The organism is Chryseobacterium sp. MP_3.2 (genome assembly GCF_035984805.1).
Lineage (GTDB): Bacteria > Bacteroidota > Bacteroidia > Flavobacteriales > Weeksellaceae > Kaistella.
Window position 1 is genome coordinate 176348 of record NZ_JAXCHW010000006.1, and the last position, 14307, is coordinate 190654.

A 14307-nucleotide genomic window follows, 5' to 3' on the forward strand; every position below is an offset into this window, starting at 1 on the left:
CATCATCCTACAACATTATGTTATACCAAAGAAGTTCAGCCTTATTTGACGAGGCTTATCAATACATTCCGGGCGGCGTAAATTCTCCCGTTCGTGCTTTTAAATCCGTAGGTGGCGTTCCTATTTTTATGAAAGCAGCGAAAGGCGCCTATATGACGGATGAAGATGACAATCAATATATTGAATTCATCAATTCTTGGGGGCCAGCAATTCTGGGGCACACGCATCCTGAAGTTTTAGAAGCCATAAAAAAGCAAGCTGAAAAAGGATTTTCTTACGGAACTCCAACTGAACTGGAAACCGAGATCGCAAAATATATTGTAGAAAATGTCCCAAATATTGACCAGATCAGAATGGTTTCTTCCGGAACCGAAGCGTGTATGAGTGCGATTCGCTTAGCGCGAGGTTTTACAAAACGCGATAAATTCATCAAGTTCGAAGGTTGTTATCACGGTCACTCCGATTCTTTTTTAATTAAAGCCGGAAGCGGAATGGCTACTTTCGGGAATCCAAGTTCTCCTGGTGTTACGCCTGGAACTGCTCAAGATACATTAACCGCAAAGTACAATGACATTGAACAAGTAGAAGATTTGTTCCGTCATAACCAAGGTGAAATTTCTGCAATCATTGTAGAACCAGTTGCCGGAAATATGGGTTGCGTTTTACCGGAAAATAATTTTCTTCAAAAACTGCGCACCTTATGCGATGAGCATGGCGCGCTTTTAATTTTTGATGAAGTGATGACCGGATTTCGTTTGGCTTTCGGTGGTGCTCAGGAATTATATGGTGTGAAAGCAGATTTGGTAACTTTCGGAAAAGTGATTGGTGGTGGACTTCCAGTGGGTGCATTTGCCGGACGAAATGAAATCATGGATCAATTGGCGCCAAAAGGTGCGGTTTATCAAGCCGGAACTTTAAGTGGAAATCCATTGGCGATGCGGGCGGGTTTAACGACTTTGCAACTCATTAAAAAAGATGAAAACTTTTACCAAAATCTTAGTAAAACCACAGAAACTCTGGATTTTGAAATCGGAAAAATTTTAAATTCGAAAAGCATTGAACACAGAATAAATCGAAAAGGTTCGATGATGAGTATCTTTTTTCACATCAATGCGGTTTCTAATTTTGAGGAAGCCTCCAAAGCAAATCATGCTTTGTTCAATAATTTCTTTCATCAATTGTTAGAAAAAGGAATTTACTTGCCACCAAGTGGTTATGAAAGCTGGTTTATTTCTGATGCGATCAAGGAAACGGAAATTGATAAAACTTTGGAAGTGATTCGCAAATTTGAGTATTCTTAAAGTTAGAAAATGTTGCATACGAATGAACATTATTCTACGTTTCTAAACATAACTTAAAAACGAATGCCATGAAAAAACAACACTTAAATATCTTGACCATTTCAGCAATCATGACCACCATTGGATTCATCATGGATGGTGATCCGAAAGTTCCAAGCGTTTTGCTGAGGTTTACAGAATTTTTTCTGATGTTGGGAATTGTTTTTTTAATAACATCTGCACTTTACTTTGGAATTTCTAAAATTGCGAGAAAATTTCAGAAAATATAATTAGACACATATAAAGGAGAAAGCCATTTCAATCTGAAATGGCTTTCTCTATTTTAAAAATGTTCAATTAAATTTTCGCTCTATCATATTGGTGCGGAAAATCACACTTATCTTCCGTTCCAAAGGAACCTTGAACTGCCAAATAGGGATTTCTAAGTATTTCCCGAGCAACAAAAATTAGATCAGCCTCTTCTTTTTGCAAAATTTCTTCCGCTAATTCAGAAGTTTTAATCAAACCGACGGCACCGGTTTTCATGCCTGTTTCTTTTTTAATCTGTGCCGCAAGTGGAACTTGATATCCATCAAACAAAGTAATTTTGGCACCTGCAATATTTCCACCACTTGAAACATCCATCAAGTCAACGGTTTTATCTTTCAAAACTTCAGCAAGTTTTACGCTGTCTTCGATATTCCACCCGTTTTCCGCATATTCTGTCCCAGAAATTCTCACAAAAAGCGGATGATTTTCATCCAGTAATTCACTCACCGCTTCTACGATTTCAACTAAAAAACGAATTCTGTTTTCAAAACTTCCCCCATATTCATCAGTTCTTACATTTGATAAAGGCGACAAAAACTGGTGAATCAAATATCCGTGTGCTGCGTGAATTTCAATCAGATCAAAACCTGCGTCCAAAGCTCTTTTCGCAGCATCTTTAAAATCCTGAACGAGTTTTTTAACTTCCTCCGTGCTTAATTCGTGCGGAATTCTTTCCTCTTCCGCGTATGGAATTTTTGAAGGAGCCACGGTTTCCCAGCCTTCTTCCAGTGATATTTGTTTGCCATTCCAGGTTGAAGCTTTTCTTCCGGCATGACCGAGTTGAATTCCAATTTTACTGTCTGAATTCTGGTGAACAAAATCTACAATTTTTTTCAAACTTTCTTTCTGTTCATCGTTCCAAAGTCCCATACATTTATTGGTAATGCGACCTTCCGGAACAACGCCAGTTGCTTCTACCATTAATAATCCCGTTCCACCTTGAGCGCGACTGCCGTAATGCACATAATGAAAGTCGGTTGCAACACCGTCATTACTGGAATACATACACATTGGCGACATGACCCAACGGTTTTTTATTTCAAGATTTCTAAATTTAATGGGCGAATATAAAATCATAAATATTTTTTTAATTAAGAGCTCAAATTTACGAAAAGTGGGATCGAGGTTTTATTTTTTATCATTCATTATGTCGATGTAAAGAAAAGAGGTTTTCAAAATGAAAACCTCTTTACTATTTAAAATTTAAATATTTTAAGCCGGAACAACCGGATTTTTTTCCCGTTCCCAGAATCGGTGCAGCTGAATATTTTTTACAAAATCTTCTAAATTTCCATCGGTTGAAACTCCTTTTGCAGGCAGTTTAATTTCCGGAATTGCTTTTTGTAAAAATTCTGAAGCGTCTTGATCCGCAGCAATCGGTTTGCAATGTTTAAAGGCTTCTGCAACAAAATGAAGTGCATCGGCATTTGACAATAAGGTTGATAAATTATCTCCACCTGCAACATAAACTGCATCAAAGACAACTGAAGCCGCAGTTAATAAACTTTCATCAATTGGATATTGATCGCCAGATTTCGTGGTTACAAAGCCATGTTTGGGTGCAATCACTTGAACCATCGCATCCAAATCACACAATTGTTTTTTAACTTTCGTAAACGCTTCATCATTTACGCCATCTGCGGTGATCAACGCAATTCTTCTGGCTTTAATGTCTGTCGGTAATTTATTGGACATGCTTAAAGAGGGCGCATCTTTTATTGGAAGTTTTTCTTTTAAAGAATGATAATGTTCCAGATCTCCATCCGCTGGAATGCTTCCCGTAATTGGTTGCGGAAGTTTCGCCGGAATTAAACCTAAATTTTCACCTACAATTTTTGCCAGATCTTCATTGATTTCCAAAAGCATATTAACCATTCTTTGACGGATCGGAACAATTTTTACCTTGCCTAATTCAAAGGAAAAAGCATTTTGGATGTGTCTTTTTTCATCTTCCGACATGCTTTGATAAAATAAATCGGGTTGACTGAAATGATCGAAGAAACTTTTGCTTCTCATTCGGATTTTTTTAGAATCAATACGTTCTTCAAAAGAATTAAAACCACCTTCCGCAATTTTTGCCTGGAAAGGACAACCTCCACCCATAGAATTAGGGTTGTAAGCTACTCTTCCTTTATTAATTTGCATTCTGTGCATTCCGTCGCGTTGATTATTCGTCACTTCTGGAATTGATTTATTAATTGGGATTTCATGAAAATTTGGCCCACCTAATCTTGAGATTTGCGTATCGGTGTAAGAAAATAGTCTTCCTTGCAACAAAGGATCATTAGAAAAATCAATTCCTGGAACCAAATGTCCGGGATGAAAAGCGACTTGTTCCGTTTCTGCAAAGAAATTGTCTGGATTTCTATTCAAAGTCATTTTTCCAATAATCTCAACTGGAACCATCTCTTCTGGAATTAATTTTGTAGGATCCAATAAATCGAAAGGATATTTATGTTCATCTTCTTGTGGAACTATTTGAACACCCAATTCCCACTCCGGAAAATGCCCTTCATCAATCGCTTCCCATAAATCCCGACGGTGAAAATCGGTATCTTTTCCCGCAATTCGTTGTGCTTCGTCCCATGCTAAACCCAAAACGCCCTGTTTCGGTTTCCAGTGAAATTTTACGAAATGAGATTTTCCTTCCTCGTTAATAAATCGAAAAGTATGAATGCCGAAACCTTCCATCATTCTTAAACTTCTCGGAATTGCACGGTCGCTCATCAACCACATTACATTGTGCATTGCTTCGGGCATGAGAGAAATAAAATCCCAGAAAGTATCGTGCGCAGAAGCCGCCTGTGGAATTTCATTGTGTGGTTCAGGTTTTACAGCGTGAACCAAATCCGGAAATTTTGTAGCATCCTGAATAAAAAATACAGGCATATTGTTTCCGACCAGATCGTAATTTCCTTCCTCAGTGTAAAATTTCACGGCAAATCCCCGAACATCTCTTGGAACATCAGTGGAACCACGAAAACCCGCCACGGTAGAAAATCTGGCAAAAACCGGAGTTTTTATAGAAGTATTGTTGAGGAATTTCGCTTTCGTATATTTTCCCATCGGTTTGAACAGTTCGAAAACTCCATGTGCTCCGGAACCTCTTGCATGAACAATTCTTTCCGGAATTCTTTCGTGGTCAAAATGCGTTATTTTTTCCCGCAGAATAAAATCTTCGAGTAAAGTTGCGCCTCTTTCTCCTGTTTTTAAGGAGTTTTGGTCGTCATTTATTTTTAAACCTTGATCGGTCGTCAGAAATTCTCCATTATTATCGGTGGTATATTTTCCTAATTGTTCCTGTTTTGGATTTGCGCCATTTTCAAACGGTTCGCTTTCATTTATTTTCATAGTAGTATTTTTAAGGTGTGTTTTATAGTTTAGACCGCATTTAAATCTTTGGACTGAAGTTTTCCATCAACCGCCTGAGAATTTAAGTTGGTATCGGCAATTGTACTGAGTAAACAATCGGATTTTTTTTCTTCACCCAAAGTTTTTAATAATAGATCAAGCGCTGTTCTTTCATTCAAAGTTTTCGCAAAAGCGGCTAAAGTTCCATAAGTTGCGATTTCATAATGTTCCACTTTTTGCGAAGCTGCGATAATTCCCGCATCTCGAACCGGACCTTCTGCAGTTTCTTCCATAATTTCTTCACCTTCTTTGATGATTCCATCCATGGCGAGACATTTTTTTCCTTCCGCTTTCATTCCTAAAGAATCGAAAACCTGTTCCAATCTCACGACCTGTTCTTTGGTTTGAGCCAAATGATTTTTGATCGCAGTTTTTAATTTCTGATCCGTAGCTTGATCAAACATTTTGGGTAAAGTTTTTACCAGAGCATTTTCTGCCCAATAAATGTCTTTCAGACTGTCAATGAAGAATTCTTTTAAAGTTGTTGCAACTTTCGGTTCTTCCTGCTTTGAAGATTTTGTTTTTTTTGTGTCCATTTTTTAGATTTTTTGTTGATTGTGTAAATAAGCGATATCTGTGTATTTATAGATTTTTTATTCCTTATCTTTTAAAAATAGTATCAGATTATGGTAAATCATAGGGAAATTTCAAAATCAAATTTCAAACCAAAGCATTTCAATTTTTTGGATAATTAAGTTCAAAACATAGATCAGTTTTTTAAAGTAGCATCCCGTTATAAAAAATTGATACTCTGATCTATTTGCAAATAATTAAATCTTAAGACTTCTGTGTTTAAGCCTTAAATGAGGGGTAAATGTCTTTAATAATAAAAAAAAGCTATCTTTACTCTCCAATTTTTTTTAATGGAAAAACAGTTTATTACCCATTTCGAATCTATCGAAAGTTACAATCACTTAAACGAGATCGAAAAAACACTTTTTGATAAAGCCCTGAAAATTCGGGAGATTGCATATGCACCTTACTCAGATTTTACAGTTGGCTGCGCGATTCTTTTAGAAAACGGTGAGATCATTACCGGGAGCAATCAAGAAAATGCGGCTTATCCTTCAGGATTGTGTGCAGAGCGAACTACTATTTTTTACACGGGCGCCAATTTTCCTGGCGTAAAAATTAAGAAACTTTTCGTGATTGGTGCGCCGAGAAAAGCAACTTCTTCCACGCCAATTCCACCGTGCGGCGCGTGCCGACAGTCAATATTGGAATATGAAGCCAAGCAAGAGGAAACTATTGAGATTTATTTCGCTTCTGTGGCAGGAGAAATTTTTAAAACTAAATCCATTCGGGATCTGTTGCCTTTTTCATTCGATTCCTCTTTTCTTTAAAATTTTCAAAAAAAGGTTTTTAAGAATTCAAAAATTTCTAAATTTTTGTAGCTTTAAAGTGCCATTCAACCAAAAAATATATTTTCATGATTATAGCAGCAATTGATATCGGAAGTAATGCCGCACGACTTTTAATAAATGAAGTGACAGAACCGAAAAAAGGGAAACCGCAGTTTACCAAGTTAAATCTGCTGAGAATTCCACTTCGTTTAGGAATGGATGTTTTCACGAACGGAAAAATTGGGGAAGAAAGGGAGAAAATGGTCTTGGATTCTATGAACGTTTTTAGCAGTATGATGTCTATTTATAAGGTAGAACATTACCGAGCATGTGCAACCAGCGCCATGCGCGATGCTAAAAATGGGAGAGATATTCTGGAAAAGGTTAAGAAAAAATCGGGAATTGATATCGAAATTATTACGGGTGATGAGGAAGCTTCTTTGGTTTTTGAAAATCATGTTGCAGATACTTTAGATAAAAATTGCTCTTATCTCTACATTGATGTTGGAGGTGGATCCAGCGAACTCACTTTTTTCGAAAAGGGCAAAATGGCGTATGAAAAATCTTTTAATATCGGGACCATTCGGTTGCTGAATGGTTTGGTTACTGAAGGTTTGTGGAAAGAAATGAAAGAAGAAATCCGCAAAAATATTAATAGTGATAAACCCATTATGGCGATTGGCTCAGGTGGAAACATCAATAAAATATTTTCTATGAGTAAAACAAAAGACGGCAAACCCATGTCTGGCGCTTACCTGAAAAAATATTACAAAGAAATGAGCGTATTGACGGTGGCGGAACGCATGACCCAGTTTGGCTTACGGGAAGATCGCGCCGATGTTTTGGTTCCTGCTTTGGAAATATTCAATAATATCATGACGTGGAGTGATATTGACAAAATATTTGTACCGAAGATTTCCGTAGCCGATGGTTTAATCCATAGTATTTATGAAGGTTTGAAGACGAAATAGAAATTAAATGCATTTAAAAATATCCGATGAGCATCGAACATCTTGATCGAATAGACGCTATTTCTATTAATTCTGAAGATAAAGTCACATTAACAATTTGTGACCATTTGGATTGGGATGATGAACAGTTACATTCAACTATGCTGCAGGATAAAATATTTGCTTACCTAGAATTTATGGAAAGTGGACAAATGTTAGAAATTTATCCAGATGCGAAAGATAGATTAGCAGGAATTATGGTCGATCTGAAATATGCTCCAACTGAATTTGGATCTGCAGTTCTGCAAAATATCAAGAATTTTTTCGACGCTAAATCAATCGAGTTTAGGTGGGAAATACTAGAGTAGTACTCTTACTTTTTTCCCAATTCGATTATTTCTAAATTTTCTATTTGATCACCGTTGATTTCAAAACGCATCATGGTTCTCATTTGATGCCACCCCACTTTTCCCATGGCGCCAGGGTTAAGATGAAGCAAGCTGTTTTTTTGATCATACATTGCTTTTAAAATATGGGAATGTCCGGAGATAAATAGTTTGGGAGTTTTTTCTTCTATTTCTTTTTTGGCTAACGGCGTGTATTTTCCGGGATAACCACCGATGTGAATCATTAAAACATCCACTTCTTCACATTTAAATCTTAAAACTTCTGGAAATATTTTTCGGACTTCTGTACCGTCAATATTTCCGTAAACGCCGCGCAAAGGTTTGATTTTCTCCAGTTTTTCAATCACTTGCAAATTTCCAAAATCTCCACAATGCCAAATTTCATCTGCATTTTTTGCATATTCTAAAATTCGGTCGTCAATGTAAGAATGGGAATCGGAGAGGAGGAGGATTTTCATGTGGTAAATTTCCTGTTTATTTTTTGAAATTTGTTTAGAATAAAATTTGTGATTTGATATTATTCTAACGTTTTGCAGCTACAAGAAGTTGGCGATTACGAAGCACAAAACTGTCTGCCACCACAAAACTTGATATGAAGCACAAAGCTTCATTTAACCACTGAACCGCCAATTTCTTGTAGCTGCTGTTATGGGCTGGCTTTCTCGTCTGTCCGTTACTAAAATTTAGATAAGAGTTCATCTTCTTCATCAGGTTTATCGGATGCATCAGATTCTGTTAAATGTCCGTCTTGGTCGCTTATTCTTGTTAGTTTTCTTCCTTGTCTAAATACGAATTGAAGTCCGTGTTCTTCTTCCCAGTCGCACTCGCAAGCAAGCATTACATAAATGTCTTGTTCTTTATATGGTCGACTTGTTACATGAATTTCTGTCGGGTGTATAAAATTCCAAATTTCGTTTTTATCCATTATGTGTCTAAATGGTTCGTCTGCTTCGCCATTTTCAACAGCGTCCAAATAGTCAATACAATTTTTATAAGCGAGTTCTGAAATTGAATTTCGGTCTTCCGTTTTTAATTTTAGAAAATTTATCAGTGCCTGGTCAGCTTCGTCTATAAAAGTTTTGTCGTGTTCGGGTTCAAAGTCCATAAATGTTATTGTCAACTTCTCGTTGTCAAAGAATGGAATTTCGATTGCGTCACTTTTCCACCAATCTGGGAAACTGTCTTCCTGTTTTAGCCGCCGATTATTTTTGATGAAATTTCTTTACTCATTGTCGTTGGTGTTGTCGTCTTTTAAGCTTGCCCATAACTTGCATATATGTCTCCTATCGTAAGACAAATACAACGTATACAGTTAAGATTTGTCTGAAAATTATAAGACTAATTACTGATCACTAAGATATCTATTTTTCTCTTTATAAATTGTTAATGGAATTTTAAGCACTGAGCAATCACCGTTGGACAAATTTGAGTTTTTTCTAAAGAAGACAGCTCTCAATTCTAGCCCCGATTGAAGAGAAAATCCTTTTTTGCCGCAACTAAAGTCGGGGTAAAAAGATTGCAACGGAAAGCGGGATAGGTTTTTCTGAATACATTCCCACTTTCTTGCTTCTAAAAATTCTGTAAATTTGCACGCAATGAGGTATTTTATTGAGTTTTCTTATTTCGGGAAGAATTATTTTGGTTATCAAATTCAGCCAGACCAAATTTCTGTGCAGGAAGTTTTGGAGCATGCTCTTTCTACAATTCTTCGGGAAAAAATTAAAATTACTGGAGCGGGCCGAACGGATACAGGTGTTCATGCGAAAAGGATTTTTGCGCATTTTGATACGGCAAATCCACTCGTTGAAAACTTAACCTATCAACTCAATAGTTTTTTGTCTGCCGATATTGCGATTCAAAGCGTTTTTCCTGTGAAAGATGATTTTCACGCGCGTTTTGATGCGACTTTTCGAACTTATGAATACTACATTTCTTTGGCAAAAGATCCTTTCAACCAAGATTCCGCCTGGCAAATTTGGAAACGCGATATAGATGTTGAACGCATGAATGAAGCCTGCAAAATTCTTTTTGAATACGAGGATTTCACAAGTTTTTCTAAACTTCACACCGGTAATAAAACCAATAACTGCAAAATCTACAAAGCCTTTTGGGAGCAAAATGGCAGCGATTTAAAATTCACCATTTCTGCAGACCGCTTTTTAAGAAATATGGTGCGAGCAATTGTGGGAACGATGGTAGAAATTGGAAATGGAAAAATGGAACCCACCGCTTTGCGCAAAGTAATTGAAGATAAAGACCGAAATTCTGCGGGAACATCTGCGCCGGCGCAAGGTCTTTTTTTGGTAGATGTGGGTTATGATTTTTAACCGCCAATCAGGTCCATTAAAATACTCAATCTTTTCTGAGCCAGCATCCCTGCAAAATTCCTTATTTTTGCGCAGAATTTGAGCTCAGATATGAAGAAACAATCCACGTGGGATATCATTAAAAGGTTATTTGTCATCGGCATGAAATTTCGGTCGTGGTTTATTGTTACGCTCCTAATTTCCATTGTCCTTTCCATCATTTCTACGTACAGACCGTATCTTACCATGCAGATTGTGGATATAGATATTATTCAACTTCGGGACAAAGGGTTGATGATGAAGCATATTTATATATTAATTGCTTTGGTTTTCGGGGAGACTATTTTGAATTTCTTTTTGGTTTACTTTTCCAATTTTATTTCTCAAAATGTTATTCGGGATATTCGGGAACGGCTTTATCATAAGTTGATTTATTTCCGCACCGCATTTTTTGATAAAACTGCTATCGGACAGTTGGTGACCAGAGCGGTGGGAGATGTAGAAACCATTGCAACGGTTTATACGGATGGTTTCTTGATGGTTTTCGGGGATATATTGCGGATTGTGTTTGTCCTTATTATGATGTTTCAGGTGGATGTAAATCTGAGTTACATCTCCTTAATTATTCTTCCGTTAATGGTGCTTATTACCAGATTTTTCCAAAAGAGGTTGAAAAAAGCTTTTACGGATGAGCGCGCTTTTACGAGTAATCAAAATTCCTTTGTGCAGGAAAGATTGTCTGGAATGTCCTTAATACAGGTTTTTAATAGACAAAAAGCGGAGTTTCAAAAATTTGATGATATTAATATTACTTTAAAGTCGGCTTTGCTGCGGACCGTTTTTATTTTCTCTTTGTTTTTTCCGGTGGTAGAATTAATTTCTTCCCTTTTTATTGGTTTCATTTTGTTTTACGGAGGTTACATTACCATTTCTGCGGGAGTTGTAATTGCTTTTATCCAATATATATCGATGTTGATTCGTCCGCTGCGTCAAATTGCAGATCGTTTCAATAATATTCAAAGAGGAATCGTTGGTGCGGAAAGAGTTTTGGGCGTCATGGATGAAGATTTTGCCCTGCCGAATACGGGAACGGTGGTGAAAGACCATTTTGCGGGAAAAATTGAATTTAAAAATGTGCATTTCTCTTATGATGATAACCAAGAAGTTTTAAAAGGCATCAGTCTTAAAGTAAATCCGGGAGAAACGGTCGCCATTGTAGGTGCTACAGGTGCAGGAAAATCAACCATCATCAGTTTGATCACAAGATTGTATGATATTAATTCTGGGCAGATTCTGTTAGATGATTTAGACTTAAAGGAGTATGAGTTGTATAATTTAAGAAGTCATGTCGGTGTAGTTTTACAAGATGTCTTCTTATTTCACGGTACGATTTTCGAAAATCTTTCTTTTGGGGATGAGTCGGTGACTTTAGAAAAGATTAAAGCGGTGGCAAAAGACATTGAAGTCGATGATTTTATTGAAAGTCTCCCGGGTGGTTATGATTATGTGGTGCGGGAAAGAGGTTCTTCTATTTCTTTGGGTCAAAGGCAATTGTTATCCTTTTTAAGAGCGTATCTCTCTGATCCGAAAATTTTGATTTTAGATGAAGCCACTTCTTCCATTGATCAAGAGAGTGAAAAGCTCATCCAAAAAGCTACGGAGAAAATTACGCAGAACCGAACTTCAATTATTATAGCACACAGACTTTCTACTATTGTGAATGCAGATAAAATCATCGTTATGGAACACGGAAAAATTGTGGAAGAAGGAAAGCATGAGGAGCTCCTGAAACAGAACGGATATTATTCTACCTTATATAAGTCACAATTAAAGTCGCAAGTTCAAACATCGTAATAAAAACAAAAGACCTTCAAATTAGTTTGAAGGTCTTTTAATAGGTATCATGTTGAAGTTAATTTCCAACAATCGTCTTCATATTTACAAATTCTTTCAAAGCGTGTAGAGATAATTCTGTTCCGTATCCAGAAGATTTCGCGCCACCAAAAGGCAATCTTGGATCAGAGCTGGATTTTTTATTGAGACTTACGGTTCCAGATTCTAAATTTTCGATAAAAAATTTCTGACGTTTTTTGTTTTTTGTCCAAACCGCATTCGATAAACCGAACGGAATGTCATTTGCCAATTGCAAAGCTTCCTTGTCATTCTTCGCAATCATCACCATTCCTAAAGGTCCGAAAAGTTCTTCCTGCAAGATTGGATTTCCAGCTTTTACTTTGATGAGTCCGGGATTAAATTCGTTATCAGAAATTCTTTCAAGAGGTAAAATAATTTCTGCTCCGTATTTAATGGCCTTTTTATACTGCTTTTCTAATTCATCGGCGAGGTCTGGTCTAGCCATTCCACTCAATTTTGTTTCCTTTTTGAAAGGATCACCCGGCACGAAAAGTTTGTACTCTTCCAGAAAGAGAGGCATAAATTCTTTCTCAATATTTTTCTGGATGATGAATCTTTTACCCGCGTTGCAAGCTTGTCCACAATTTTGAAGCCTTGCTTCGGCTCCTGTTTTTGCAGCTTTTTTCAAGTTAGCGTCGTCTAAGATGATAAATGCATCACTTCCGCCCAATTCTAGCAAAGATTTTTTTATCTGTTTCCCTGCGATAGAAGCAACTTCGGCACCTGCTTTCTCACTTCCCGTTAAACTCACTCCTTTTACAGTACTGTTTTCCAAAACTTTTTGGACTTCAGAATGTCCAATTTCTAAGTTTTGAAAAATACCTTTTGGAAAACCAGCTTTCAAAAATGCTGCTTCCATGAGATTACCACTGCCGAAACAAATGGAGGCGTGCTTCAGAACCACCGTATTTCCAGCCAGAATTGCGGGAACTGCAAATCGAAGCACTTGCCAAAAAGGAAAGTTCCACGGCATTACTCCTAGAATTACGCCTTTTGGTACGGTGTGAACTTCAGAAACCCTAAATTCTGTTTTTATTTTTTCTGGAACCAGAATGTTTTCCGCTGCTGCATAATATCTAATCATCAGAATGCTTTTCTCAATCTCTGCTTTTGATTCAGAAATTGGTTTGTGCATTTCTTTCGTAATATTTTTTGCAAGCTTTGGAATTTCCTTTTCTAAAAGGTCGGCCAGTTTTTCTAAAAACTTTTGTCTCTGTGAAAATGAAACCACTCGCCAATCTTTGAAAGATTTATCTGCGAGGATTAATTTATTATTGATATTCATATTGGGCGTTACTACTTATGTTTAATGAGGTGCAAAGATACTAAAAGCATAAAAGTAAATTTTCCTCACACCTATTATTATATTAATGATGATGATTGTTAAAATATCAAATTGCAGCACCAGATTAAGTATTTGTTCCTCATTACGGGGGAAGTCGAATATTTTAATTAATTTTGAAAAAATAAATTTTAAGAAAATGAATACACCTGGAGAATTAAAGTACACCAAAGATCATGAATGGATTAAAGTGGAAGGAAATATTGCAACAATTGGTATCACAGACTTCGCGCAAAGTGAGTTAGGGGATATTGTTTTTGTAGATGTGGATTCTGTTGACGATGATTTATCCTCTGGAGACGTTTTCGGAAGTGTAGAAGCAGTAAAAACTGTTTCTGATCTATTTTTACCACTATCTGGTAAAGTGACAGCGTTTAATTCTGATTTGGAAAATGAGCCAGAGCTTTTAAATAGCGATCCTTATGGAAAAGGGTGGATTATTAAATTAGATATTGGGGATGATGCGGATGTTTCAGAACTACTATCTGCAGAGCAATACCAAGAATCCCTTGGATAAGATTTCTAAGATATTTAAAAAGATTTTGCCCATTTATTGGGCATTTCTTACTTATATGCTTTTGCGACCCGGCGTAGAGAATGTAGAATTCCCATTTATGTTCAGTGGCATTGATAAGGTTCTACACATTTCAATATTTGCTTGGTTGGCATTTTGTTTTGTTGCGGCCTATCCGAAGGTTAAGTTTTTAACCTTTATATATATCATGCTAATCTATTCTTTAATTACAGAATTGTTACAGGATATAATGGGGTTGGGAAGATCTTTAGAAACTTTAGATTTAGTTGCGGATACAGTTGGAATATTAATTGGTTATCTAATTTTTAAAAGACTTGCACGAACACAAATGTAATTAAAGCCAATTTTATTATCCTCGCTTATCTCATAATATATAAAAACACCTCTTCTCAGATGTGTTTTTTGTTTGGTATTTAGTTAGTAGAAGTTGGATTTATTGCGATTAGACTGCAGATTGATATTAAAAGAGGTTAAAATGAGTAATGTGGA

At 36.6% G+C, this 14307-nt stretch carries 16 protein-coding genes; 9 read left to right on the plus strand and 7 right to left on the minus strand.

Going from position 1 to position 14307, the window contains the following annotated elements; all coding sequences use genetic code 11:
- Positions 1-17: 17 nt before the first annotated feature.
- Together hemL and RCH13_RS09685 are read left to right on the plus strand one after the other, a co-directional pair.
- Positions 18-1301, plus strand: a complete 1284-nt coding sequence (gene hemL / locus RCH13_RS09680; protein WP_326987033.1) for a glutamate-1-semialdehyde 2,1-aminomutase — start codon at positions 18-20, stop codon at positions 1299-1301.
- A gap of 68 nt (positions 1302-1369) precedes the next feature.
- On the plus strand, positions 1370-1570 hold the full coding sequence (locus RCH13_RS09685; protein ID WP_326987034.1) for a hypothetical protein: 201 nt from the start codon (positions 1370-1372) through the stop codon (positions 1568-1570).
- A gap of 67 nt (positions 1571-1637) precedes the next feature.
- Here the strand turns inward: RCH13_RS09685 and namA are convergent, their stop codons facing one another.
- From namA to RCH13_RS09700, 3 genes are all read right to left on the minus strand, one after another.
- Entirely contained in the window at positions 1638-2684 is a 1047-nt protein-coding gene (gene namA / locus RCH13_RS09690; protein ID WP_326987058.1) for an NADPH dehydrogenase NamA, read from the minus strand.
- A 138-nt stretch (positions 2685-2822) separates the two neighbouring features.
- Positions 2823-4961, minus strand: coding sequence for a catalase (locus RCH13_RS09695; protein ID WP_326987035.1), 2139 nt, complete (start codon positions 4959-4961; stop codon positions 2823-2825).
- Positions 4962-4990: 29 nt separating this feature from the next.
- Entirely contained in the window at positions 4991-5557 is a 567-nt protein-coding gene (locus RCH13_RS09700) for a YciE/YciF ferroxidase family protein (protein WP_326987036.1), read from the minus strand.
- 327 nt (positions 5558-5884) lie between these two features.
- Here RCH13_RS09700 and cdd point away from each other — a divergent pair, with 327 nt between their 5' ends.
- From cdd to RCH13_RS09715, 3 genes are all read left to right on the plus strand, one after another.
- Positions 5885-6364, plus strand: a complete 480-nt coding sequence (cdd, locus tag RCH13_RS09705; RefSeq protein ID WP_326987037.1) for a cytidine deaminase — start codon at positions 5885-5887, stop codon at positions 6362-6364.
- Positions 6365-6450: 86 nt separating this feature from the next.
- Positions 6451-7335, plus strand: coding sequence for a Ppx/GppA phosphatase family protein (locus RCH13_RS09710; RefSeq protein ID WP_326987038.1), 885 nt, complete (start codon positions 6451-6453; stop codon positions 7333-7335).
- 26 nt (positions 7336-7361) lie between these two features.
- Positions 7362-7682, plus strand: a complete 321-nt coding sequence (locus RCH13_RS09715; RefSeq protein ID WP_326987039.1) for a DUF6572 domain-containing protein — start codon at positions 7362-7364, stop codon at positions 7680-7682.
- Between the two features lie 5 nt (positions 7683-7687).
- On the opposite strand, the gene RCH13_RS09720 is transcribed toward RCH13_RS09715, so the two are convergent.
- The 3 genes from RCH13_RS09720 to RCH13_RS09730 form a co-directional block, all read right to left on the minus strand.
- Positions 7688-8179, minus strand: coding sequence for a metallophosphoesterase family protein (locus RCH13_RS09720; protein ID WP_326987040.1), 492 nt, complete (start codon positions 8177-8179; stop codon positions 7688-7690).
- Between the two features lie 64 nt (positions 8180-8243).
- Entirely contained in the window at positions 8244-8420 is a 177-nt protein-coding gene (locus tag RCH13_RS09725; protein ID WP_326987041.1) for a hypothetical protein, read from the minus strand.
- Positions 8398-8934: a DUF6985 domain-containing protein gene (locus RCH13_RS09730; RefSeq protein WP_442784628.1), complete on the minus strand. Its 537-nt coding sequence runs from the start codon at positions 8932-8934 to the stop codon at positions 8398-8400. Before RCH13_RS09730 ends, RCH13_RS09725 begins: the two co-directional genes overlap by 23 nt.
- A 382-nt stretch (positions 8935-9316) precedes the next feature.
- Here RCH13_RS09730 and truA point away from each other — a divergent pair, with 382 nt between their 5' ends.
- Both truA and RCH13_RS09740 read left to right on the plus strand, forming a co-directional pair.
- Positions 9317-10048: a tRNA pseudouridine(38-40) synthase TruA gene (gene truA / locus RCH13_RS09735; RefSeq protein WP_326987043.1), complete on the plus strand. Its 732-nt coding sequence runs from the start codon at positions 9317-9319 to the stop codon at positions 10046-10048.
- Positions 10049-10138: 90 nt separating this feature from the next.
- The gene (locus tag RCH13_RS09740) at positions 10139-11881 is read left to right on the plus strand and encodes an ABC transporter ATP-binding protein (protein ID WP_326987044.1); all 1743 of its coding nucleotides are present in this window, start codon (positions 10139-10141) and stop codon (positions 11879-11881) included.
- A gap of 58 nt (positions 11882-11939) precedes the next feature.
- Here RCH13_RS09740 and RCH13_RS09745 read toward each other — a convergent pair whose 3' ends face one another.
- Complete coding sequence (locus RCH13_RS09745; RefSeq protein WP_326987045.1) at positions 11940-13226, minus strand: aldehyde dehydrogenase family protein; 1287 nt, start codon at positions 13224-13226, stop codon at positions 11940-11942.
- 196 nt (positions 13227-13422) lie between these two features.
- On the opposite strand from RCH13_RS09745, the gene gcvH reads away from it, so the two are divergent.
- Together gcvH and RCH13_RS09755 are read left to right on the plus strand one after the other, a co-directional pair.
- Complete coding sequence (gene gcvH / locus RCH13_RS09750) at positions 13423-13800, plus strand: glycine cleavage system protein GcvH (protein WP_326987046.1); 378 nt, start codon at positions 13423-13425, stop codon at positions 13798-13800.
- The gene (locus RCH13_RS09755) at positions 13751-14152 is read left to right on the plus strand and encodes a VanZ family protein (protein ID WP_326987047.1); all 402 of its coding nucleotides are present in this window, start codon (positions 13751-13753) and stop codon (positions 14150-14152) included. The genes gcvH and RCH13_RS09755 overlap by 50 nt, the downstream gene beginning before the upstream one ends.
- Positions 14153-14307 lie beyond the last annotated feature (155 nt).

What these genes read in the sequence shown, in the direction of transcription:
- RCH13_RS09695 (WP_326987035.1), bottom strand. Translation starts at nt 4,961, where the DNA reads ATGAAAATAAATGAAAGCGAACCGTTTGAAAATGGCGCAAATCCAAAA.
- hemL (WP_326987033.1), top strand. Translation starts at nt 18, where the DNA reads ATGTTATACCAAAGAAGTTCAGCCTTATTTGACGAGGCTTATCAATAC.
- RCH13_RS09700 (WP_326987036.1), bottom strand. Translation starts at nt 5,557, where the DNA reads ATGGACACAAAAAAAACAAAATCTTCAAAGCAGGAAGAACCGAAAGTT.
- RCH13_RS09755 (WP_326987047.1), top strand. Translation starts at nt 13,751, where the DNA reads ATGTTTCAGAACTACTATCTGCAGAGCAATACCAAGAATCCCTTGGAT.
- RCH13_RS09745 (WP_326987045.1), bottom strand. Translation starts at nt 13,226, where the DNA reads ATGAATATCAATAATAAATTAATCCTCGCAGATAAATCTTTCAAAGAT.
- RCH13_RS09720 (WP_326987040.1), bottom strand. Translation starts at nt 8,179, where the DNA reads ATGAAAATCCTCCTCCTCTCCGATTCCCATTCTTACATTGACGACCGA.
- RCH13_RS09715 (WP_326987039.1), top strand. Translation starts at nt 7,362, where the DNA reads ATGAGCATCGAACATCTTGATCGAATAGACGCTATTTCTATTAATTCT.
- RCH13_RS09740 (WP_326987044.1), top strand. Translation starts at nt 10,139, where the DNA reads ATGAAGAAACAATCCACGTGGGATATCATTAAAAGGTTATTTGTCATC.
- gcvH (WP_326987046.1), top strand. Translation starts at nt 13,423, where the DNA reads ATGAATACACCTGGAGAATTAAAGTACACCAAAGATCATGAATGGATT.
- RCH13_RS09710 (WP_326987038.1), top strand. Translation starts at nt 6,451, where the DNA reads ATGATTATAGCAGCAATTGATATCGGAAGTAATGCCGCACGACTTTTA.
- RCH13_RS09685 (WP_326987034.1), top strand. Translation starts at nt 1,370, where the DNA reads ATGAAAAAACAACACTTAAATATCTTGACCATTTCAGCAATCATGACC.
- truA (WP_326987043.1), top strand. Translation starts at nt 9,317, where the DNA reads ATGAGGTATTTTATTGAGTTTTCTTATTTCGGGAAGAATTATTTTGGT.
- RCH13_RS09725 (WP_326987041.1), bottom strand. Translation starts at nt 8,420, where the DNA reads ATGAACTCTTATCTAAATTTTAGTAACGGACAGACGAGAAAGCCAGCC.
- cdd (WP_326987037.1), top strand. Translation starts at nt 5,885, where the DNA reads ATGGAAAAACAGTTTATTACCCATTTCGAATCTATCGAAAGTTACAAT.